The 21104-nt window shown below is 61.7% G+C and carries 19 protein-coding genes and 1 pseudogene; 16 read left to right on the forward strand and 4 right to left on the reverse strand.

The genetic code is table 11. The annotated features are described in order from the left end of the window. Window positions 1–44 precede the first annotated feature (44 nt). Both CXR25_RS05555 and CXR25_RS05560 read right to left on the reverse strand, forming a co-directional pair. Window positions 45–1586, reverse strand: coding sequence for a peptidoglycan recognition protein family protein (locus CXR25_RS05555; protein WP_009882351.1), 1542 nt, complete (start codon window positions 1584–1586; stop codon window positions 45–47). A gap of 674 nt (window positions 1587–2260) precedes the next feature. Further along, window positions 2261–3397 carry a YibE/F family protein gene (locus tag CXR25_RS05560; RefSeq protein ID WP_069599736.1) on the reverse strand — a complete coding sequence of 379 codons (1137 nt, stop codon included), beginning with the start codon at window positions 3395–3397 and terminating at the stop codon, window positions 2261–2263. Between the two features lie 291 nt (window positions 3398–3688). On the opposite strand from CXR25_RS05560, the pseudogene CXR25_RS18955 reads away from it, so the two are divergent. The 6 genes and pseudogenes from CXR25_RS18955 to CXR25_RS05590 form a co-directional block, all read left to right on the forward strand. Further along, window positions 3689–4009: pseudogene (locus tag CXR25_RS18955) on the forward strand (IS3 family transposase); the annotation flags it as partial. 216 nt (window positions 4010–4225) lie between these two features. After that, window positions 4226–5610, forward strand: a protein-coding gene (locus CXR25_RS05570; protein WP_125240893.1) for an IS3 family transposase whose coding sequence is annotated in 2 segments (ribosomal slippage) — window positions 4226–4544 and window positions 4544–5610 — 1386 coding nt in all. Because the reading frame shifts where the segments join, the coding sequence is not laid out codon by codon here. A gap of 183 nt (window positions 5611–5793) precedes the next feature. Next, window positions 5794–6372, forward strand: coding sequence for a recombinase family protein (locus CXR25_RS05575; protein WP_029416759.1), 579 nt, complete (start codon window positions 5794–5796; stop codon window positions 6370–6372). A 71-nt stretch (window positions 6373–6443) separates the two neighbouring features. Continuing rightward, window positions 6444–7070, forward strand: coding sequence for a maleylpyruvate isomerase family mycothiol-dependent enzyme (locus tag CXR25_RS05580; protein ID WP_009882337.1), 627 nt, complete (start codon window positions 6444–6446; stop codon window positions 7068–7070). Between the two features lie 98 nt (window positions 7071–7168). After that, the gene (locus CXR25_RS05585; RefSeq protein WP_069599737.1) at window positions 7169–7486 is read left to right on the forward strand and encodes a hypothetical protein; all 318 of its coding nucleotides are present in this window, start codon (window positions 7169–7171) and stop codon (window positions 7484–7486) included. 328 nt (window positions 7487–7814) lie between these two features. Next, on the forward strand, window positions 7815–9089 hold the full coding sequence (locus CXR25_RS05590) for an IS256-like element ISBli2 family transposase (protein WP_009882371.1): 1275 nt from the start codon (window positions 7815–7817) through the stop codon (window positions 9087–9089). A 196-nt stretch (window positions 9090–9285) separates the two neighbouring features. On the opposite strand, the gene CXR25_RS05595 is transcribed toward CXR25_RS05590, so the two are convergent. Further along, window positions 9286–10677, reverse strand: a complete 1392-nt coding sequence (locus tag CXR25_RS05595) for an IS1380-like element ISBli4 family transposase (protein ID WP_125240459.1) — start codon at window positions 10675–10677, stop codon at window positions 9286–9288. 266 nt (window positions 10678–10943) lie between these two features. Between CXR25_RS05595 and CXR25_RS05605 the strand changes: the two genes are divergently transcribed. Further along, a complete protein-coding gene (locus CXR25_RS05605) occupies window positions 10944–11276 on the forward strand; it encodes a Sec-independent protein translocase subunit TatA/TatB (protein WP_009883617.1) in 333 nt (110 codons plus the stop codon). On the opposite strand, the gene CXR25_RS05610 is transcribed toward CXR25_RS05605, so the two are convergent. Further along, entirely contained in the window at window positions 11273–11851 is a 579-nt protein-coding gene (locus CXR25_RS05610) for a hypothetical protein (protein ID WP_009883616.1), read from the reverse strand. The two genes, CXR25_RS05605 and CXR25_RS05610, sit on opposite strands and share 4 nt — an antisense overlap. 186 nt (window positions 11852–12037) lie before the next feature. On the opposite strand from CXR25_RS05610, the gene CXR25_RS05615 reads away from it, so the two are divergent. The 9 genes from CXR25_RS05615 (at window position 12038) to CXR25_RS05655 (ending at window position 21074) form a co-directional block, all read left to right on the forward strand. Further along, a complete protein-coding gene (locus CXR25_RS05615) occupies window positions 12038–12865 on the forward strand; it encodes an aldo/keto reductase (RefSeq protein ID WP_114384608.1) in 828 nt (275 codons plus the stop codon). Next, window positions 12866–13609, forward strand: a complete 744-nt coding sequence (locus CXR25_RS05620; RefSeq protein ID WP_096146797.1) for a sirohydrochlorin chelatase — start codon at window positions 12866–12868, stop codon at window positions 13607–13609. A gap of 154 nt (window positions 13610–13763) precedes the next feature. After that, window positions 13764–15488 carry a nitrite/sulfite reductase gene (locus CXR25_RS05625; RefSeq protein WP_371860665.1) on the forward strand — a complete coding sequence of 575 codons (1725 nt, stop codon included), beginning with the start codon at window positions 13764–13766 and terminating at the stop codon, window positions 15486–15488. Beyond that, complete coding sequence (locus tag CXR25_RS05630) at window positions 15485–16258, forward strand: phosphoadenylyl-sulfate reductase (RefSeq protein WP_009883612.1); 774 nt, start codon at window positions 15485–15487, stop codon at window positions 16256–16258. The genes CXR25_RS05625 and CXR25_RS05630 overlap by 4 nt, the downstream gene beginning before the upstream one ends. After that, window positions 16255–17181, forward strand: a complete 927-nt coding sequence (cysD, locus tag CXR25_RS05635) for a sulfate adenylyltransferase subunit CysD (protein WP_165770330.1) — start codon at window positions 16255–16257, stop codon at window positions 17179–17181. The genes CXR25_RS05630 and cysD overlap by 4 nt, the downstream gene beginning before the upstream one ends. Then, entirely contained in the window at window positions 17181–18527 is a 1347-nt protein-coding gene (locus tag CXR25_RS05640; RefSeq protein ID WP_009883610.1) for a sulfate adenylyltransferase subunit 1, read from the forward strand. The genes cysD and CXR25_RS05640 overlap by 1 nt, the downstream gene beginning before the upstream one ends. Continuing rightward, on the forward strand, window positions 18524–19324 hold the full coding sequence (gene cobA, locus CXR25_RS05645) for a uroporphyrinogen-III C-methyltransferase (protein ID WP_069599760.1): 801 nt from the start codon (window positions 18524–18526) through the stop codon (window positions 19322–19324). Before CXR25_RS05640 ends, cobA begins: the two co-directional genes overlap by 4 nt. Beyond that, window positions 19321–19647, forward strand: coding sequence for a ferredoxin (fdxA, locus tag CXR25_RS05650; protein ID WP_069599761.1), 327 nt, complete (start codon window positions 19321–19323; stop codon window positions 19645–19647). The genes cobA and fdxA overlap by 4 nt, the downstream gene beginning before the upstream one ends. 17 nt (window positions 19648–19664) lie before the next feature. Continuing rightward, on the forward strand, window positions 19665–21074 hold the full coding sequence (locus CXR25_RS05655; RefSeq protein WP_069599762.1) for an FAD-dependent oxidoreductase: 1410 nt from the start codon (window positions 19665–19667) through the stop codon (window positions 21072–21074). The last annotated feature ends 30 nt before the right edge of the window (window positions 21075–21104 follow it).

Below are 21104 nucleotides of genomic sequence, written 5' to 3' on the forward strand. Positions count from 1 at the left end.
CCGATCGTCAGCCCGTTTGCTTGGGTTCTTCACAGTTTTTGCGTTCAGGTTCGTGCATCACGAGCGTTGCTATCGATGACGCCGGGGACAAGGTCAGGCTGTCTGTCAGATTCGTCCTTGTTCTCATCCTCTTCGCCCGCGCCCGCCTTCTTCCCAGTTTGGTAGTCATCGGCGGCCTGACGGATCGAGTCGAATTTGGCGTAGAACCCGTCGCCGGGACAGCTTGTTTGGCCAACGTCGCGATGTCCGACAATCGCTTTCATCTCCTCCCCGGCTAGTGATGTCGAGCCACCCGCTTTCACCCCGCTCAAGGACAGCTTCCACCCGACCACCTCCGCGACCGCATCAAGAGTGCGTTGGGGCGGTGCCTTCTTGTCATAGTCGCCGAGCACGGAAATGCCGAACGATCCTGTGTTGTACCCGGCGGCGTGAGCGCCGACTACGGCCTTCTTTACCCCGCCTGCGCGCCCCTCCCAGAGTCTTCCGTATTTGTCGACGAGCATGTTGTAGCCGATGTCCGACCACCCTCGACCCGTGATGTGAAACGACTGGATCCCTCGTAGAATCGCAGGCACATCCTCTGCGGCATAGTCGTTGTTGCCATCGGTGTGATGGATCACTGCGGCGGAGACTGAGTCCGCGATCGTGGGAGAATTTCGTACCAGTTTCTCGCTCGCACCCCAGTCTTTACGGGTAGCGACTTCGGGCTGGACAACAGAGTTCTTCGCCACGTTGGCCGCCGATGCTGCGCATAGTGGACAGGTGCATCCGCCCGTCCGTGTGCAAGGTGGTACCGAGGCGTGGTCAATTGAGTGGGCATGCTGCGACACCTCCCGATCAACCGATTCCGAACTCTTGGGCGCATTCTCTGCCACCAGTTCTGAATCGCCGGGGTGCCTCTTCGAAGCGACACTGACGACCTTGGCATCGGCTGGACTGCCGCCGTCACCGAGAACACGCACCTGAATACTGTCTGTATCAGTGGTGTAGTAGGGGTCCGTGCCGCGCGAGCCCTCCCCGGCATCCGAAGCATGCAGGTGCTGCCACCCGGACCAGCGGCCATTCGTGTGAGTTCTGATCTCGAACTCGACCCGAACGTCGTCGTCGAATGCGATTCCTACGACATTCGGTGACGCTGACGGCAGATCGATGACATCGGACAATGCCGAAATCGTGATTCCGTCCGTAGTTTCAGCGGCACCTGATCCCGTTGGCGCTGCAAGGTCCCCATCCTTACGATCATTGGACACATGAGGGCTCTCGGTCGACGATGGGCTCGTCACGGCTTGGTCCTGTGCATGAGCGACAACGGCGCTGGTGAAATGAGCCGAAGTATCACGAAGGCTCTGCGGAGCGCGCAGCAACGGCGGCAGGGATGTGGTCTTCGTCCGCGTGACTGACCTCGTCGTCGACGATGCGTCCCTGGCCCCTGCCGAAAGTGCCCCGGTTGCGCTGATTCCAGACAGCGGAGACTCAGAGACTTCAGGATCGCCGGAGTGCAGCGACGCGGAGGCGGGTGGAAGGCCGATGTTCACCGCCAACGCCAGGGATCCGGCTGCCGAAAGTGTGAGTAGCTTCGTATGCATGAATGTCCTTCTCGGGGGAAGTTCGTGAAAGGCATGTTCAGGGTATCGGCTGGACGAACAAAAGTCTATGTTCAGGTGATAACACGGTCGAGGAACAGTGCGCTACGGTGCGCAGTCAAGCGTCACGTCAGTGTCGCACGACATCGACAGACGTATTTAGGAGATAAGGACCAAGCACTGCCGAGCGCAGTTCGATCGAATCGACTATTCCACCCATGCAGCCTAGGTAGTTGTGAGTGCGTGGCTATCTCAGTGACGAGATGGGAAGCGAATGCGTCGATCAACAAGCTCAGCGATTTAGGTTTACTGGTGCTGCGTTGGGGGAGTATGGAGTTGATGGGCTCAATCCCGCTGGATCTTCACTTCAACGGCCTGAGGTGAATCATGCAGTGTCCTTCGCATAGCCGAGGGGTTCGTTCATGAGTGCTGGGTGGGATGGTGTCGACGAGATTCGTTGAGGGCGCTATCGAGTTTGATACTGGAGATCGGTCTTCGGCCTCGGAGCGTGACCTCGACTGAAGAGGGCCGCCGAGTTGAAGTTGTTCAATGATTTCAGATGCCGGGGGCCGCGTTCATGGTCTTCATGGGTATTGTCGCGACATGCTCGATCGATCACGGGTTTCGCCTCGAGCTTGGCTGGCTCTTGGGCCAACGATCGTTATAATGCGAGCCGATTAGTGCTTCGGACCCCGAGACGAACTAGCTGTGGAAGGAATCCGGGATAGGAGAAGCGCGAACACTGTTGTTGCCGGCATGGTGATGATAATCCCGATGACACCTGCCAGCATCTGGGTCAGTGTCGTGGACACGGTGTCGGTCTGGAGGAAGGCCGATAAAGGCTGATTGTAGGTGTGGGCGAGCACGAACGCGGCGAGGCCCGCTCCGACGACTGAGAAGCTGATGGTGTAGATCGCTGAGGCAGAGTGGTCCCTTCCAACGGAAAGGGCAGTCGGGACTATCACTTTCCATTGGGGCCGTGTGTCTGGGGCGGTGTGAGAGAAAACGGTCGCGGCTTGCGCCGCAGCGATATCGTTGAGGATTCCAATCAATGCGATGAGCAACGCAGACAAAGAGAGTGTCGAAAGGTCGATGTTGAGGTTGGTGTACGTGAGTGCGGAGGCCGATTCATCGGCAGGACCTAGGCGCAACCAGGTTGACAAGAGTGTCCCTGCGGCCATTGCGGTGGCGGCTCCGCACATGGTTCCTCCCCATGCGGCGAGCGTTTTCGTCGTCAGGCCGTGGGTGAAGAAGAGCACGCCCGTGAGAACGAGGATGATGCTGATGGTCGTGTAGAGCAGAGGAGAGCCACCTGCAGCGATTCCGCCGATGAGGAACGCCCAAATGAAGATCGCCGATGCGAGCAGCGACGCGATCGCGCGGATTCCTTTGCCTCTGACCACGAGGAGTACGAGTGCGATGATGATGAAGGTAGAGGCTATGAGTTTGATCCCGCGGTCGTGGGAATGGAAGGTGTAAACGGTGCCTGAGTCGGGGCTTTCGGAGGCATAGACAATGGCGCGGTCACTGTCGGTGACATGCGAGAGCCAGGCGTCGCGGAAGAGCATGACCTCGACTTGCTTGTCGTCGTCGAGCGTGCCGGTTGCTTCGCCGCAGGGGACGTCGTCGGTGACATTGTCGCAATCTGAATACGTGACGTCGCTGAGTACCGCACTTGTGTAGGTTCCTGCCATGGACTTGTCCGGGTGCGGCCAGAGTGCGATGACCAGGGGTACGAGTGCGACTGCGACGACTAAGACAACGGCAGTTGCGAGGCGAGTGCCATAGTCGAGGTGGGTGACAACTGTCTTCATGTGTTTGTATCTCGAGAGTGGAAAGTTGAGTATTTCCGGTTGATGATTAAGTCGGTTCTAGATTCGGTAACTGTGGGGAGTCTATACGGTCGAGATTCAACTATGCGTCACTCAGCCCCTAGTGGCAGCGTTTTGGCGGTGTCCAATTGCCTTTCTGCTGCCGAGGACCCGTATTCTCGAGATCATGGGTTCAAGAGGTCGGAGGTAGTGGGGTAAGAAGGAAGTGTCGCAACGTGTGCGTTCGCGCCCGACTGAAGCGCCCTGGGTCCGTTGAAAGCTCCGGTTTTTGGAAACGAGGGTCTGCGGTGTCGCAGAGATTCAGGATCTCAATTCACTTCCATTCGCTACGGTGAACGCCTCGCGGATGTCGGCGCGATTGTCTCGCTCATGACTGTCGGGGATTCGAGTGACAACGCCCTGGCCGAGACGGTCAAGGTCTAGCACAAGACCGAACTCTTCCGTGAACCTGCCAGATCCGGTACCTGGTGCACGGTCGAGGATTTGGAACTGGTGATCCTCGGGTGGGTGCACTGGTACAACACTCAGCGCTTCAACGGGTATCTCAGCGACGTGCCGCCTGCGGAATTCGAGGAGGCGCTTCATGCTGACTAAACAGCGGCCGACTGGCTGTCGGAAATCAATTAACACGAGCCTCCACCAAACTCAGAGCGATTCAAATCTCTTAAACCTTTTGGTTTCTGCCCTACGTGTCAGGCTGGAGCGGGACCACGGTGACAGAGCAAATCAGTCCGACCACGTAGGGCGAGAACCAGGAAACCAATCAATATGTCGAGTCTCGTTGTGGCCGAAGTAGGCCAAAATGGGTCCATGAATAGTTCCGGACCGCGTGCCGGTGGACCGACCCGTCGAAGGTCGTTCACTCCCGCGCAGAAGCTTGAGTTGTTGACCCAGTACGAGGACGCCTGCACCGGCAAGGAGGGCGGTGCTTTTCTGCGGGAACAGGGTTTGTATTCCTCGCAGATCGCTGAATGGCGAAAGCTTCGTGATGCCGGTGCTCTCACCGGAAAGAAGCCCGGGGAAACCATTGGCAAGCTCTCTGCAGAACAGGTCGAGATCGCGCGTTTGCGCCGCCAGCTGGAGGTGAGTGAGGGCCGGTTGGAACGAACCGAGGCTGCCTTGGGAATCATGGAAAAACTCTCGGCGTTCTTCGAGAACGCCATCAAGGAATCACCGGACGAGCCGAAGTCCAGAAAGAAATGACCAGCGCCTACCGGCATTTGGTGGAGGCGGCTGTTCCGACGCGGCAGGCCGCGGCCCTGCTCGGCCTCTCACGCACCACGATCTACCGTCAACCTGCCGCCCCGGTGGACCACGAGCCGGTGGTGCCGCCAAACAAGCTGTGTGCCGCGGAGCGGGCCGAGATCCTGGCCGCGCTGAACTCCCCGGAGTTCGTGGACTTGGCGCCCCTGCAGGTCTACGCGAAGCTACTCGATGAGGGCATCTACCTGGGCTCGGTCTCCACGTTCTACCGGGTCCTGCAGGAGAACGAGCAGGTCAAGGAGCGCCGCCGGCTGGCCAAGCACCCGGCCCGGGCCATCCCGGAACTGGTCGCTACCGCACCTGGTCAGGTGCTCAGCTGGGATATTACGAAGCTGGCTGGCCCGGTGAAGGGCAAGTACTTCGATTGTTACCTGATGGTGGACATCCATTCGAGGTTCATCGTCGGCGCGCACGTGCACGCCACCGAATCAGGGGTCCTGGCGGTGGAGATGATGAAGGAGATCTTCGGCATCCACGGCATCCCCGAAGTCGTCCACGCCGACCGCGGGACCTCGATGACGTCGAAGACCGTTGCCGGACTGCTCTCGGATCTGGAGGTCACCCGATCCCATTCCAGGCCCCGGGTGAGCAACGACAACCCGTACAGCGAAAGTCTCTTCAAAACCATGAAGTACGGGCCAACCTTCCCCGATCGCTTCGCGTCCCTGGGCGACGCGCGGGCCTTCATCAGTGAATTCGTGGATTGGTACAATCACGCTCATCAGCATTCTGGCATCGGGTTCCATACTCCAGCCAACGTCCACTATGGCTTCGCCGATAGCGTCGCCGTGAAACGCTCACAGACCTTGGCTGCCGCGCGGGCCAAACACCCCCAAAGGTTCAGCAAGGCCACCGATCCCAAGATCCTGGCCCTACCCGGACCGGCATGGATCAACCAACCAAAGGAGAGCACCGAAACAGAGGCAGCCTAACCACTGCCTCACTCACCCTGGTACCGCTTGACTTGAAAAATTCCGTCTGAGACAGGCAGCTCGTTCGGTTTTGGAAACTCTCACTGCCCGACTTCACAGGGCAGAGCGTGTCTCGATAAATTGTCTCACCGTAAACTGTCTTACGACCGTGACTATTTGGACTTTGTGAGTCATTCTTGGAGCATGAGGCTTCTGGGATACACGCGAGTCAGTACTGCCGGACAAGGTGCGCAGCTCCAACTCGATGCACTCGTCGGTGCGGGAGTCCAGAAGCGAGATGTTTTCTCAGATGTGACCTCTGGGAGTAAGACGGCGAAACAGCGACCGGGAATGAGGCGGCTCCTCGATTACGCCGAGGACGGAGATACGGTAGTCGTATGGCGTATCGACCGCCCTGGCCGTTCGCTCCTTGATGTTCTGGCGACCGTGAACCACCTCCGAGACCAAGGCGTGAAAGTCCGATCCGTCTCAGACAACATCGACCCCGAGACATCCTCGGGTCGGATGATGCTGGGAATGCTCGCCACCCTGGCCGAGTATGAACGAGAACTCGTTACCGAACGGGTCAATGCCGGAATTGCAGCCGCCAAGCAGAACGGGACGAAGTTCGGCAGGCCACCAGTCGACGCGGACGAGATCGCGACGAAACTCGCGATCGCCGAAGATGCCAGGGCCAAGGGCCGGACTGCCAAGGACGCGGCACGCTTGGTTGGGTGGTCGAGAGCAACGTTGTATCGCCATCGGCAAGCTGCTGACACTTGAAACACTGCGATCGGTTTGAAGACGTTACGCGAGGATCTAGATGCAACGACATGTAATTGAGGCCATGGTGTATGGACATTTTCGCCGCCATTGCCGATGAGCGCCGTCACCTTGCCGATCAACTCGCGGACCTAACGCCAGAACAACAATCGACTCAAAGCCTGTGCGTAGCCTGGACAGTCCACGATGTGCTTGCACACTTGACGATGCCACTCGATGTGAGTATGCCGCGGTTTGCCTTAGCCATGCTCTTGGCAGGTGGTAACTTCGATCGAGCGAACCGTCGCCTCACCCGACGACAAGCCGCACGCCCTTTTAACGACGTAGTTGATCTTTTGAGAGACAAAGCTGACTCTCATTTCACTCCACCCGGAGAAGGCCCGGAAGCCCCCCTCACCGACGTCATCGTGCACGGCCTCGACATTCGCTGGCCCCTCGGCCTCCCTAGCCAACTTCACGAAGAACGGGCCGATGTTGCGCTCACGGCCGTGATGAAAGCGCCGGCCAGTGTGGTGAAGAAGGGCGTCGTCGACGGGCTCCAATTCGAGGCGACTGACATGGATTGGAAGCACGGTTCTGGCCCGGCAGTATTTGGACCCGCTCAGGCACTGCTTCTTGGCATTACTGGGCGCGCCGAGGCGGTGAGCTCACTCAGTGGCGACGGTGTCGAGCTCTTGAAGCATAGGGTCCTGTCGTGAAATGTCGCGGACGGGTCTATAACTCGACGCAAGCAGGGGCGGTTAACCAGTGGATTCATCGCCGGTTCGCCGCAATTGGAGTGCTTTAGAGTAGTCAGATGGCTATAGATCAAGATCTCGCCGAACAAGTTCGTTCGCTTCTCAGAGACGAGACGACGAGCGAGAAATACATATTTGGGGGTTTGGCGTTTCTTATCGCGGGTTATATGGCAGTTGCGGTCGGTGACGAGGGCCTGCTCATACGGGTCGCCCCTGACGCCGAGTGGATCACCGGAGATCCTCGTGCGAGTAACGCGATGCCTGGACGTGCCATGCGAAACTGGCGCTCTTTCAGCATTACCGCCGACAGCACAGAACTGGTTGAGCTGGTCGCTCACAGTGTCGAGCAAGCTAAAACTCTGCCGCCGAAGAAGTAGCCGGCTTCGTTGCTCAAACCCCGCAACACCATCGGCGAGTCGCGGGAGGGGCTAGGCCAAATGAAACCGCCCTGTCACAATCAAATATTGATCTCGGAAGCGACTGACCCGACCGCCTTGGAGAGCTGTAAGATGGCCGCCACTTTTCGGTAAAGCCCACAGCAATGAAAGCAAAGTTGCTTGTTGGTCAAAATCGATCGTGTGCGCACCGGGTGAGTCCCATAGAGTGGTGGCATTCCCACCAGGGACTTCACCCCCAAAAATGTGAAGAACCATCGTGGGATCCCGCTAGTAGTTCCGCCAAGAACCTCACGAAAGGCATCCCACGATGGCTGACCCCAATTCTGCCGTGTCGACCCTGATCAACCAAGTCCTGACCGACCCTGACCTCGCCCACTCCGACGTGTTTAGGCAAATGCTCCAAGCTGGCCTCCAGGACCTCATCGAAGCCGAAGCCACCGCCACGATCGGTGCCGCCCGCTACGAACGCAGCGAAGACCGTTCAACACGCCGTAACGGGTCGCGGAAGAAGACCCTGGCAACTCCCTCGGGAGAAGTCGACCTGGCGATCCCGAAGCTACGGAAAGGCTCGTTCTTCCCGTCCCTGCTCAATCCCCGTCGGCGGGTCGATAAGGCCCTCTACGCCGTCATCTGCCAGGCCTGGATCGACGGAGTCTCGACGAGGAAGGTCGATGACCTTGTGCGTGCTTTGGGCAACGAGTCCGGGATCTCTCGGTCGACGGTGTCGCGGATCTGTGCCGACATCGACGAGGCAGTGGCCGAGTTCCTGGCCCGTCGACTCGATCACACGTGGTTTCCCTACCTCTTCGTCGACGCCACCTATGTCGATGTCCGCCACCGGGGTCGTGTCGTGTCTCAGGCCGTGGCTGTGGTCACGGGTGTCTCATCACAGGGCAGGCGGGAGATCCTGACCATGAGTGTCGGAGATGCCGAGTCCACGGACTTCTGGACACAGGTCCTGCGTGGGCTGCGTGAGCGGGGGTTGAAGGTGAGCACCGAGACTGATCCCGAAGGGGTCGCGCTGGTGATCTCTGATGCTCATTCGGGGATCAAGGCCGCGGTCAAAGCGATCCTGCCCGGTGCTGGGTGGCAGCGGTGTCGAGTCCACTTCGCTCGTAACGTCACTCAGCGCCTTGGCAGTGCGCACTCGAAGCCGGTCAACGCGTTGATCTCAACGATCTTCGCCCAGACCACAGCCGAGGCCGTCATTGCCCAGTACAAGCAAGTCGCTGAGAGTCTGCGGGCGTCGTTTCCCGACATCGCCGACATGCTCGAGTCCGCCGAGGTCGATTTGACGGCGTTCGTGTCCATGCCCAGGCAGCATTGGCAGAAGATCTGGTCGAATAACCCGATCGAGCGGTTGAACAGGGAGATCAAACGCCGTGCTGATGTCGTTCAGATCTTTCCGAACCGGGAGTCGGTGACTCGGTTGATCGGGGCCGTGTTGCAGGAACAGCACGAGGAATGGCAGTACGGTGAGAGACGCTATTTGTCGGAGATCTCGATGCGCAAACTCGTGACGGTGTTGCATGGGCAGACCGAGGTCGACCCGGTCGGGGTGGTGATGCCGCTGACCGCGTGATTCGTAGCCCGACCCCGCTGCTTAACCTTGATCCACCGATTCGCTTGATGGCAAGGGGCTCACTCGGATTCGAGTGCGAACATGACGTGAGGGCAGGAAGTAGTGTCCCGGTCTCTCACCGGTCTCTTCCACATAGATGATTCCCCGGGGTCTCCTCCAGACCCTGCGGCGTCGTGCTCGAGCAGGAGCGAATCGGTCAGGACAATGATCGTGTAGGTGGGCTCAGAGCCGCGTGCCAGAGTCGTGCGAATTCCGTCGCCCACGGCCACCGTCTCGGCAGGTGCACAATCAGCTTCCTGGCCCGGTGAGCAATCCGGGCCAGGATGCCGATGATCCGTGTCCGCAGCGTCTGAGCGCGCACTTTGCTCATCCGTCCACCGATGAGTCCGGCAGCAGCCCGCAGCAGGTTGTGCGTGATCGCTGCGACTGCTACCCAGGCGGCGTTGGCGTTGAACACCCCAGAGGGCATATGTGCCAGGGCACCGTTCTTCAGCTCCGCATTGATCTGCTCGATGATCGCGTGCTTGCGGTGGATGTGATCAGCAGCGACGGTGTCGAAACGGTCTTTGTCCACCGTGGTGAAGAACGCGTGATAGCGGAACAAGTCGAACAATGGGTCCTGCCCGGCAGTGCGTTTGGTCTCGTTGAGTTCAGGGATGCGGCGGACCACCAAGCGGCCGGCGGCGTGCAGGGACTTCTTCTTCGAGGTGAATGCGGTGAACGGGACCTCGGCGACTTCGGCCTTCGAAATCCAGGCCCTGGTCTCTTCGTCGTAGATCGCTTCGGGGTATTCGATGCCAGTCCATGCGCCGTCGCTGATTGTTCCGATCGCTGCTTTGACCTTCTTGTCCATGCGGACCGTGATCGATACTTCAGCCCCGGCATCCCGGGCGGCTTTGGTCACAGTCGAGGAGTAGTACGCCGAATCAGCCCTGACCAGGGCTGGGAGGCCGGAGTTGATTCGGGTCGTGGTGGCCAGAGCGTCGGCGACGAACTTGTCAGCACCCCGGGCTGACGAGGTTGAGCCCTTGCGCAGGCGCTGGCCGACGATGATCTGGCCGGAGTCGCCCGTCGATGCGGTCGCCAACAGTGCGTTGAGGCCACGACTGCCTTGGTAGCCGAATCCAGCTCCCTGCTTCGACGCGGAGTGGACATCGATGACGGTGTCGTCGACATCGACGAACACCATCGCTTGTCCAGTGTCTTCGCTGGCTGGTAGCAGCGGTGTGTGCTCGTTGAGGTTGGTCAGGAAACGGGAAGAGATCGCGTCGAGTTGCCGGACGTGGCCGAAGGCGAACGAGCGCAGGAACGACCCCAGGGTCGAGGGCGCGTAGACACGATCGAAGAGGTGTTGCATGCCGCCGTGGCGGAGGATGTTCATGTCATCGATCGAGTCGGCCCCGGCAGCCATTCCCGCGACCAGGGTAGCCAGTTTCGGTGCCGGGTTCGCGCCCTTGTCGGCTCCGGTGGTGGTCACGGTCAGACGGTCTTCGGCGAGGTCTGGCAGGCCCGCCATCTGGGCGAGGCTCATGATCGGGACGAGCCCGGTAGTGGCCGTCAGGTTCGCATCGTCGAAGGAGTGAGACACAGACGCGGGTGTGTGGTTGAATAGCACCTGAGAGGTGCCCCTTTCTTGAACGGGAATGTTGACTTCGAACATCATCATTTTCCCAGTTCAGAAGGGGCATTTCCATTTCACGCGCGGCTTGATCCGGCTACTCGCATCGGTGGATCAAGGCTTAGTGACTCCGGCGGCTGACGTACTCTCGATGGTCTTCGTCGCCGCGCCCATGGTGCTGCTCTTTCTCACCGCCCTCGCGATCACCTGGATCCACGATCGGAAAGGAACAGATCATGCTCGGTCTCAGCTTTGAGAAGATGCTGATCGCCGGCCTCATCGCCGTCATCGTCATCGGCCCCCGACGCCTGCCCCACTATGCCCAGAAACTGGGCGAGCTGATCCGCATGTTTCGGGCCCAACTGACAACTGCGCAGACTCGGGCGGCCCAGTCGGTGGGGGCCGAGGACTGGGAGTCACTCGATCCCAGACGCTACGACCCACGGCGAATCGTGCGGGAGGCGCTGCACGAGCCCGCACCCGATCCCGCGCCTGCGCCCGATCCCGCCGAGGCAGGGGATCGGGCCGTCGTCACCGGCTCATCCGGTCATCCCAGGAGGAAGGCTTAGAAGTCGACTTCCTTCTTGTCGAGACCGGGGAACTTGACCTCATACTTGATCATGTTGTCTTTGTGGTCGACGAGTTTGACCGTTCCGAAGTAGGTCTTCTTCTTCGTCTGAACTTCACAGCTGGTCAGTCCCCACCAGTCCATGACCTTCATATCGTCTCTGCACTCGACAGCATCGACGTCCATCTTGAACTTGTTCTTGAACAGGTCGTCGATATCGGCCTGAAGTGATGCCTTCGGGACTGTTCCGTCACCCTCTTTGTTGACCTTGATCCCGTCATCGCTGGCCCACGAGGTGGTTCGGGGAGCGTCGGCGAAGAGATCTTTCGACTTGCTCGGCTCAGGCTCGGCAGATTTGCTGGGGTCCGGGGCCGATGCACTCTCCGACTCGCCTGGGGCCGCCTTGCCCTGCATACCACCGCCGTCATCGGCCTTCTCGGTCTGCGCCGCCTCATCGGTCTTCTTCTGGGACTCGTCCTTGTCACCGCCGCAGCCAGTCAGCGCCAGGGCGAGAGCGACACCGACCGCGGCGGTGATCGTCCGGGGTGAGAATGCTGCCTTGGTCATCGGTTTCATCGTCATACTCCTCGTGGAACATCGCTGGTGCCCGGTGAGCGATCATCTGGCAATCACGGGCGTCGTTCGTACACAGTCGATTCTGCCATCACCGGGCCCCGATCCGGGCGCTGAGCGTGTGCACATCCGGAGACACATGTGTCGATCCGGGCACATGAGTCACAGAGCCTCGACTACGATGACCGAATGATCCCCACGACGACACTGGCCGATGGCACGGAACTTCCACTTCTGGGACAGGGCACGTGGCACATCGGTGATGATCCTGGGCGACGTCGAACCGAGATCGCAGCATTGCGCCACGGCATCGAAGCCGGAATGACCCTCGTCGACACCGCGGAGATGTACGGATCCGGCCGCTCCGAAGACCTCGTCGGAGAGGCGATCGCACCGGTGCGCGATGAGGTGTACCTCGTCGACAAGGTCCTACCCACGAATGCCTCGGAATCCGGGACCATCGCGGCCTGTGAACGATCCCTGGCCGTCCTCGGCACCGACCACATCGACCTCTACCTCCTCCACTGGCCCGGCCCGCACCCCGTCGAAGAGACGATTGCGGCCTTCGAATCACTCCGTGCCCGGGGCCTCATCGGCGGCTGGGGCGTGAGCAACTTCGACCCGGCCGAGATCGCGGAGCTTCCGGTAGCGCCGCTGGTCAACCAGGTTCTGCTCAACCCGTCGCGCCGCGGTCCGGAGCACGATCTCCTGCCCGCCCACCGCGATCGTCGCCCCCACATCACGACGATGGCCTACTCGCCGATCGAACAGGGCCGACTGCTTGAGGACCCCACCCTCGCCGAGGTGGCCCGCCGTCACGAAGTGAGCACCGCCCAGATCCTGTTGGCCTGGGCAATGCGCTCCGGTGATGTCATTGCGATACCCAAGGCCTCGACACCCGACCACGTGAAGGCCAATGCCGAGGCAGTCGACATCGCACTGACGAGTGATGACCTCGCCGACATCGATCGTGCATTCCCCGCCCCGACATCGCCGCTGCCACTGGAAGTGATCTGAATGCCCCTGCCATCGATCGGTCTCATCTCCCACGGCACCTCGTCGGCAGAAGGGCGCCGGGTCATCGAGGCGCTCGCCGCCGCCGTCACCGAGGACCTGGTCTCCCGTGGGTTGGCCGCCGAGGTGATGCTCGGTCACGTCGATGTTCAGCATCCCGATGTCGCCGAGGTGCTTTCGACCCTTCCGTCCGATTCCCCGGTTGTCCTTGTGCCGCTGCTGCTCTCCCCGGGCTATCACGTGCATGTCGACCTGGCTGAAGCCGTCCGTGCCGCGGGAGGTGCCGATGGAAGCAAAGCGCAAGGAACAGAGACTCGTGACATCCGACTGACGCCGACGCTGGGACCGGATCCTCGTCTGGCCCAGATTCTGGCCGAGCGTCTGCCGCATCTGGGTGACGAGGACCACGTGGTGCTCGCGGCCGCCGGATCAAGTGACGAGCGGGCCAATGATGCCTGTCGGGACATGGCTGAATCTCTGTCTCATGAGCTTTCAAGGCCCGTCGTTGCAGGGTTTCATGCCGGTGAGGGAGACCGCTTGGGCGAGATTGTTGAGCAGAAAAGAAGGGCTGGTGGACGGGTAGTGCTCTCGAGCTACCTTTTGGCCCCGGGCTTCTTCCAGGACCTCGCTTCGGCTCTCATTTCTGACTCCAGCGACATTCTTGCTCCACCGCTGCTCCATGACGGCGCGAAAACCCCGCCATTGCTGTTCGACGTCGTCCGCGACCGCATAATCTCAGCACTCTGACCGGGCGTCAATTTTCTCGACTCGCAGCGTCATCGTCTGACTTATGACGTCGTGCGTCATGAAACGACATGATTGGACACCCTAATTTGTTGAGCAATCTATTTCTCTTGTAGCGTGACTCACCAAAGGTTCACCGCAGCGTTTGGAGACGATCGTGTCCGCACATGTAGACGAAATCAAGCAAGTTCCGAGGTCCGGGGCTTCCACGCGTCCGGCCCGACCGAAGAAGTCCAACGGTCAGTGGAAGGTCGACGGTCAGGAACCGTTGAACAAAAACGAGATCGACAAGGCCGCAGATAACGGTCTCAACGTGCGCACGCGCATCGAAGAGGTGTACTCCAAGGGCGGTTTCGCCTCAATCGATCCGGATGACCTGCATGGTCGTTTCCGCTGGTGGGGGCTGTACACCCAGCGCAAACCCGGTATCGACGGCGGCCGTACCGCGAAGCTCGAACCCCACGAGCTCGAAGACGAGTACTTCATGATGCGCATTCGCACCGACGGTGGAGCGCTCAATCTCGAGCAGCTGCGCACCATCGCAGAGATCGCCGAGGAGTTTGCCCGTGGCAGTGCGGACCTGACAGACCGTCAGAACATCCAGCTGCACTGGATCGAGATCGAGAACGTGCCCGAGATCTGGCGCCGCCTCGAAGCCGTGGGCATGCAGACGACGGAGGCCTGCGGAGATGTTCCGCGTGGCTTCCTCGGTTCGCCGGTAGCCGGAATCGCCGCGGATGAGCTCATCGATCCCACCCCAGCGATCGAAGAGATCACTCGCCGCTATATCGGCGACCCGAGCCTGTCGAACCTGCCGCGCAAGTACAAGACTGCGATCACCGGTCACCCCAGTCAGGACGTCGTCCACGAGATCAACGACTGCTCGTTCGTCGCCGTTGATCACCCCGAACACGGCATCGGCTACGACCTGTGGGTCGGCGGGGCATTGTCAGTTGTTCCCCGCTTCGCCGAACGCCTCGGTGCCTGGGTCGCCCCGGACCAGGTCGTCGATGTCTGGCTCGGCGTCACGGAGATCTTCCGTGACTACGGCTATCGCCGCCTGCGCAACAAAGCCCGCATGAAGTTCCTGCTGGCCGACTGGGGCCCCGAGAAGCTGCGCGATGTCCTCGAGACCGAGTACCTCGGCTACCGACTCGCAGACGGTCCGCCCCCACCGAAGCCCATGGTCTCCGGAGACCACGTCGGCGTCCACCGGCAGAAGGATGGAAAGTACTTCATCGGCACCAGCCTCGTGGCTGGGCGCGCCTCAGGCACGCTGTTCCACCAGATGGCTGACCTGATCGAAGAGTACGGGATCGATCGGATCCGATTGACCCCGATGCAGAAGATCCTCGTGCTCGATGTCGACGAGACTGATCTTGATGATGTCGTCGCCCGCCTCGACGCCCTGGGACTGTCCAGCCGCAAGGACCTGTTCCGGCGCTCGGTGATGGCGTGCACGGGAATCGAATACTGCAAGCTGGCTATCGTCGAGACGAAGCAGACAGCCATCGACGCCGTCACTCGACTCGAAGAACGCCTCGCTGACATCGACCTGCCCCACCCGATCAGTCTCCATCTCAACGGCTGCCCGAACTCCTGCGCGCGCATCCAGACGGCTGACATCGGACTCAAAGGTCAGATCGTGACCACTGACGAGGGCGAACAGGTCCCCGGGTTCCAGGTCCACGTCGGCGGAGGTCTGGCATCGAAGGACCGTGACGAAGCAGGCTTGGGCCGCACGGTGCGTGGACTCAAGGTCACTGTCGACGGTCTCGAGGAGTACGTCGAGAAGATGGTCCGCCGATTCCTCGACGGACGGTCCGAGTCTGAGACATTCTCCGAATGGGCACACCGAGTCGAAGACGAGGAGCTGGTATGAGTACGACACCATCCCGAACCGCAGCACCGCTGCCCACGCCCACCCGCCAGCGTCGCGACATTGACGAGCTCAAGTCCCTCGCCGAGGCGGGGGCTAAGCAGCTCGCGGGCGATCCCGACAACGGCGTGGCCGAGGCCAACCCGGCCGACGTCATCCGCTGGGTCTCACGAAACTTCGACACCTCCACCTGCGCGGTGGCCTGCTCGATGGCCGATGCGGCCCTGCCGCACTATGTCGCCCAGTACCTGCCGGGCGTCGACGTGCTCTTCCTCGACACCGGCTACCACTTCAAAGAGACCTATTCGACCCGCGACGAGGTGGCCAGCAAGGTCGACGTCAACATCGTCGACGTCCTCCCGGAGCAGACCGTGGCACAGCAGGATGCGGAATTCGGTGCCGAACTGTTCAACCGCGACCCCGGCCTCTGCTGTGCCCGGCGCAAGGTCGCACCTCTGAAGAAGTCGCTGGCCGGCTACGAACTCTGGTTCACCGGAGTCCGCCGGGACGAAGCACCGACGCGGGCGAACACACCGCTGGTGACCTTCGATGAGAAGAACGGGCTGGTCAAGGTCAACCCCCTGGCCGCCTGGTCCTTCGACGATCTTCTCGACTACGCCGGTGCCTTCGACGTGCCGGTCAATCCACTGCTGTCGCAGGGGTACCCGTCCATCGGGTGCCAGCCCTGCACCAACCCCGTGGCCGAGGGGGAGGACCCCCGTGCCGGCCGTTGGGCTGGAACCTCGAAAACAGAATGCGGGCTGCACGTATGAGCATCGATCACACACCACTGTCCACACAGAAACCACTGTCCACCCTCGACGTCCTCGAATCCGAAGCGATCCACATCATCCGCGAGGTCGCCGCCGAATTCGAGAAGCCCGTGCTGCTGTTCTCCGGCGGCAAGGACTCCGTCACCGTCCTCCACCTCGCGGCCAAGGCCTTCTGGCCCGCGAAGATCCCGTTCGGTCTTCTCCACGTCGACACCGGTCACAACTTCCCGGAGATCCTGAAGTTCCGCGATGAGACCGCCGCCCACTACGGCATCGACCTGAAAGTGGCGAAGGTCCAGGACTACATCGACGACGGCCGTCTGCGCGAGCGCGCCGATGGAACCCGCAACACCCTGCAGACCCAGCCCCTCATCGACGCGATCGCCGAGGGAGGATACGACGCGGTCTTCGGCGGCGCCCGCCGTGACGAGGACAAGGCCCGAGCCAAGGAGCGCATCTTCTCCCTGCGCGATGGATTCGGCCAGTGGGATCCGAGCAACCAGCGCCCCGAACTGTGGAACCTCTACAACGGTCGCCACGTCAATGGCGAGCACGTGCGCGTATTCCCGATCTCGAACTTCACCGAACTCGACGTGTGGAGCTACATCGCCCGGGAGAACATCGCCCTGCCTCACCTCTACTACGCCCATGAGCGCGAGGTCTTCCAGCGCGACGGCATGTGGTGGTCGACGGGTGAGTTCTCGGCCCCGCGGCCCGAGGAGTCGGTCATCCGCAAGTCGGTGCGCTACCGCACCGTCGGCGACATGAGCTGCACAGGTGCCGTGGAATCCGAGGCCGACGACATCGCCTCGGTCCTCGCCGAGGTGGCTGTGACCACTGTGACAGAACGCGGAGCGACCCGCGCCGACGACCGGATCTCGGCCGCGGCGATGGAAGACCGCAAGAAGGACGGATACTTCTGATGACCACAACACCAGACACCACCGCTGCCACACAGACGAAGACACTTCTGCGCTTCGCCACGGCCGGTTCCGTCGACGACGGCAAATCGACGCTCGTGGGCCGCCTCCTCCACGATGCGAAGGCGATCCTCGCCGATCAGCTCGAGGCCGTGACGCGCACCAGCGAGGAACGCGGCTTCGTCGGCGGCGAGTTCGACTTCGCACTGCTCACCGACGGTCTGCGGGCCGAACGGGAACAGGGCATCACGATCGACGTCGCCTACCGCTACTTCGCCACCGACAAGCGCTCATTCATCCTCGCCGACTGCCCCGGACACGTGCAGTACACGCGAAACATGGTTACCGGAGCCACGACCGCCGATGCCGTCGTCGTCCTCATCGACGCACGCACCGGTGCGACCGAGCAGACCCGTCGCCACCTCACGGTCGTTCACCGTCTGGGCATCAGGCACGTCATCCTCGCGATCAACAAGATCGACCTCCTCGACTACGATCAGGCAGCGTATGCGAAGGTGGAGGCCGAGATCGAAGCGCTGACGGCAGAGATCGGCCTCGACTCGGCCCATCTGATCCCCGTCTCGGCACTGGCCGGGGACAATGTGGCCGAGGCTTCGGCGAACACACCCTGGTACCAGGGCCCCGCACTGCTGGAGCTGCTCGAGAACCTGCCCAGCAAGGAAGAGGACACGGCCGACCTCGAGCCCTTCCGCCTCGACGTGCAGTCGGTGCTGCGCCCGCAGGGCGGACTGGCACCGGGACTCGACCCCGATGAGTTCCGCGACTACCGGGCGGTGACCGGACAGGTCACGTCAGGGCGGATCCGCCTCGGCGATGAGATCGACGTGCATCCGGCCGGTCTGCGGACCACTGTGGTCGGCATCGACACGGCAGATGGCCCGCTGGAGACCGCGGGTGCCCCGCTGTCCGTGGCGCTGCGCCTGGCCGATGACATCGACACCGCGCGCGGCAGCGTCCTTGCCGCCGCCGGAAGCCTGCCTGAACCGCGCAAGGCTCTGCGGGCCGAGGTCTTCCCCTTCACCTCGCAGGGACTGCGCTCCGGTGACCGGGTGCTCGTCAAGGCCGGCACCTCGACGGTCAAGGCGATCGTGACGATCGAATCGAAGCACAACCTGCTGACCGCCGGATCCGAACCCGCCGAGGTGCTCGCCGGCAACGACATCGGCACCGCCGAGGTGAAGTTGGCGACCGCTCTGCCGCTCGCGGACTTCCGTGAGCACGGACGCGCAGGTGGATTCCTCATCATCGATCCGCAGACTGGGTCCACCGTGGCCGCGGGAATCCACACTCCCGAAGACGCTCACACTCCTGAGGGCGAACAGTCATGAGCCTCTTCACTCTTCAGGCACCGGGCAGCGTGCTGCTCATCGGTGCCGGACCCGGTGATCTCGGCCTGCTGACCGTCAAAGGTCTGCGCGCATTGGAATCTGCCGAGGTCATCGTTGCCGACCGCCTCGGCGCGCGTTCGGTCATCGACCAGCTCGAGACCGAGCGCGGGGAGTCACTCGACGCCGAGATCATCGACGTCGGCAAAACCCCGGGACACCACCCGGTTCCGCAGCAGCGCATCAATGAGATCCTCGTCGAACAGGCTCGCGCCGGGCGACGTGTGGTCCGACTCAAGGGCGGAGACCCGTTCGTCTTCGGCCGTGGCGGCGAAGAGCTCGCCCACTGCCACGAGGCCGGAGTCGATGTGCAGGTGGTGCCGGGAGTCACGAGTGCGAACTCGGTTCCCGCCGTTGCCGGAATCCCGCTGACGCACAGGGGACTGGCTACCGCGTACACGGTCATCACCGGCCACGATCAGCTCTCCGAGCTCGGCGGAGGACGCGACCACACGGTCGTCGTGCTCATGGGCATCGGCACGCTGGCACATTCGGCGATGATCCTGGCCCGCGGTGGACGCGGGGGAGACTGCCCCGTCGCGATCATCGAAGACGGGTTCGGAGACAACCAGCGGGTCACCGTGGGCACACTCGATACGATCGCCTTCCAGGCCGCCCGCCGAGGTGTCCGCTCACCGGCCGTCGTCATCGCCGGTGACGTCGTGACCCTGAGCCCATACGCCGTCGGAGCCTTCGCCGCAGCGCAGGTGTCCGAGCCAGAACTCATGAGGAATCCATGACCTACATCATCGCCCAGCCCTGCGTCGATTTGAAGGACCGGGCCTGCATCGACGAATGCCCCGTCGACTGCATCTACGAGGGCAGCCGCTCGCTCTACATCCATCCCGAGGAATGCGTCGACTGCGGGGCCTGCGAACCAGTCTGCCCCGTCGAAGCGATCTTCTACGAAGACGACGTCCCGGACGAATGGGAAGCCTACTACTCGGCGAACGTCGATTTCTTCGACACCATCGGATCCCCGGGAGGCGCCGCCGCGCACGGAGTCATCGACGGCGACCACCCCTTCATCGCGGCACTGCCGCCCCAGAACACTGACGACTGACTCTCCTGAGGAGAACCATGACGACGAATCCCTTCCGCGTGGCCATCGTGGGCGCGGGCCCCGCAGGCATCTACGCTGCCGACCTGCTGACCAAAGCCGATCGTGATTTCGAGATCAGCATCGATCTCTTCGACCGGCTGCCGACCCCGTTCGGGCTGGTCCGCTACGGAGTCGCACCTGATCACCCACGCATCAAGGGCATCATCAATGCCCTCATCAAGGTCCTCGACCGTGGTGACATCCGCCTGTTCTCGAACGTCGAGTACGGTGCCGACATCGCCTTGGGTGAGCTGACAGATCGCTACGATGCGGTTATCTTCTCCACCGGCTGCTTCATCGATGCCTCCTTGGATCTGCCCGGAGTAGATCTCCCCGGCTCCTACGGTGCCGCTGACTTCGTCAACTGGTACGACTCGCACCCTGACGTGGCCCAGACCTGGCCGCTGGATGCTGAGAAGGTTGCCGTCATCGGCAACGGCAACGTGGCCCTCGACGTGGCACGCGTGCTGGCCAAGCAGGCCGATGACATGCACACGACCGAGATCCCCGATCATGTCTACGAGGGTCTGAAATCCTCGAAGGTCACGGACGTGCACGTGTTCGGTCGGCGTGGTCCGGCACAGGCGAAGTTCACGCCCTTGGAGCTGCGTGAGCTCGGCCAGGTCAAGGACGTCGATGTCATCGTCTATCCCGAGGACTTCGAGTTCGATGAGGGTTCGCTGGCCGCGATCGAGGCGAGCAACCAGACCAAGCAGGTCGCGAAGACTCTGACCGACTTCACGATGAGGGAGCCTGTGGGTGCCAAGCGTCGTCTGCACCTGCACTTCCTCCACGCACCGGTGGCCATCCTCGGCGAGGATGCAGTCACAGGACTGCGCACGGAGCGCCAGGAATTGGACGGCACCGGGGGAGTCAAGGGCACGGGAGAGTTCATCGACTGGGACGTCACAGCCGTCTATCGCGCCGTCGGCTACGCAGGCACTCCGCTGCCGCAGCTGCCCTTCGACGAGACCAAGCGCGTGATCCCGAATCACGAGGGACGCGTCGTCGACACAGGGCAGCAGGCTTCGGCGGCCGAAGCCGATGTGGTCCAGGGCGTGTACGCGACCGGGTGGATCAAACGCGGACCGGTCGGCCTGATCGGTCACACGAAGGGTGATGCGCTGGAGACGATCGGGCACATCCTCGATGACCGCGCCGCCGGTGTACTCACCGAACCGCTGTTCCCCGACGAGGACTCGATCGTCGAGCTGCTTGAGTCCAAGGGCGTCGACTTCGGGGACTGGGAGGGCTACCACCGACTGGAGGCCGCGGAGAAGGCATTGGGCGAAGCCGAAGGCCGAGAGCGCGTGAAGCTCGCGACCCGCGAGGCCATGCTGCGTGAGGCCCGTGATCATGTCAGAAGCGAATCCCACTCCGGCGCCTGAGCCGAATCAGCCGCTGAGCCGAATCGCCAT

This window comes from Brevibacterium aurantiacum (genome assembly GCF_003932995.1).
In the GTDB taxonomy this organism is placed as follows: Bacteria; Actinomycetota; Actinomycetes; order Actinomycetales; family Brevibacteriaceae; genus Brevibacterium; species Brevibacterium aurantiacum.

Bases quoted from the DNA above. Each gene is read 5' to 3' on its own strand.
- CXR25_RS05615 (WP_114384608.1), top strand. From the start codon at position 12,038: ATGATCCCCACGACGACACTGGCCGATGGCACGGAACTTCCACTTCTG.
- CXR25_RS05575 (WP_029416759.1), top strand. From the start codon at position 5,794: ATGAGGCTTCTGGGATACACGCGAGTCAGTACTGCCGGACAAGGTGCG.
- CXR25_RS05630 (WP_009883612.1), top strand. From the start codon at position 15,485: ATGAGTACGACACCATCCCGAACCGCAGCACCGCTGCCCACGCCCACC.
- cysD (WP_165770330.1), top strand. From the start codon at position 16,255: ATGAGCATCGATCACACACCACTGTCCACACAGAAACCACTGTCCACC.
- CXR25_RS05590 (WP_009882371.1), top strand. From the start codon at position 7,815: ATGGCTGACCCCAATTCTGCCGTGTCGACCCTGATCAACCAAGTCCTG.
- CXR25_RS05655 (WP_069599762.1), top strand. From the start codon at position 19,665: ATGACGACGAATCCCTTCCGCGTGGCCATCGTGGGCGCGGGCCCCGCA.
- CXR25_RS05560 (WP_069599736.1), bottom strand. From the start codon at position 3,397: ATGAAGACAGTTGTCACCCACCTCGACTATGGCACTCGCCTCGCAACT.
- CXR25_RS05620 (WP_096146797.1), top strand. From the start codon at position 12,866: ATGCCCCTGCCATCGATCGGTCTCATCTCCCACGGCACCTCGTCGGCA.
- cobA (WP_069599760.1), top strand. From the start codon at position 18,524: ATGAGCCTCTTCACTCTTCAGGCACCGGGCAGCGTGCTGCTCATCGGT.
- CXR25_RS05640 (WP_009883610.1), top strand. From the start codon at position 17,181: ATGACCACAACACCAGACACCACCGCTGCCACACAGACGAAGACACTT.
- fdxA (WP_069599761.1), top strand. From the start codon at position 19,321: ATGACCTACATCATCGCCCAGCCCTGCGTCGATTTGAAGGACCGGGCC.
- CXR25_RS05580 (WP_009882337.1), top strand. From the start codon at position 6,444: ATGGACATTTTCGCCGCCATTGCCGATGAGCGCCGTCACCTTGCCGAT.
- CXR25_RS05585 (WP_069599737.1), top strand. From the start codon at position 7,169: ATGGCTATAGATCAAGATCTCGCCGAACAAGTTCGTTCGCTTCTCAGA.
- CXR25_RS05605 (WP_009883617.1), top strand. From the start codon at position 10,944: ATGCTCGGTCTCAGCTTTGAGAAGATGCTGATCGCCGGCCTCATCGCC.
- CXR25_RS05555 (WP_009882351.1), bottom strand. From the start codon at position 1,586: ATGCATACGAAGCTACTCACACTTTCGGCAGCCGGATCCCTGGCGTTG.
- CXR25_RS05610 (WP_009883616.1), bottom strand. From the start codon at position 11,851: ATGAAACCGATGACCAAGGCAGCATTCTCACCCCGGACGATCACCGCC.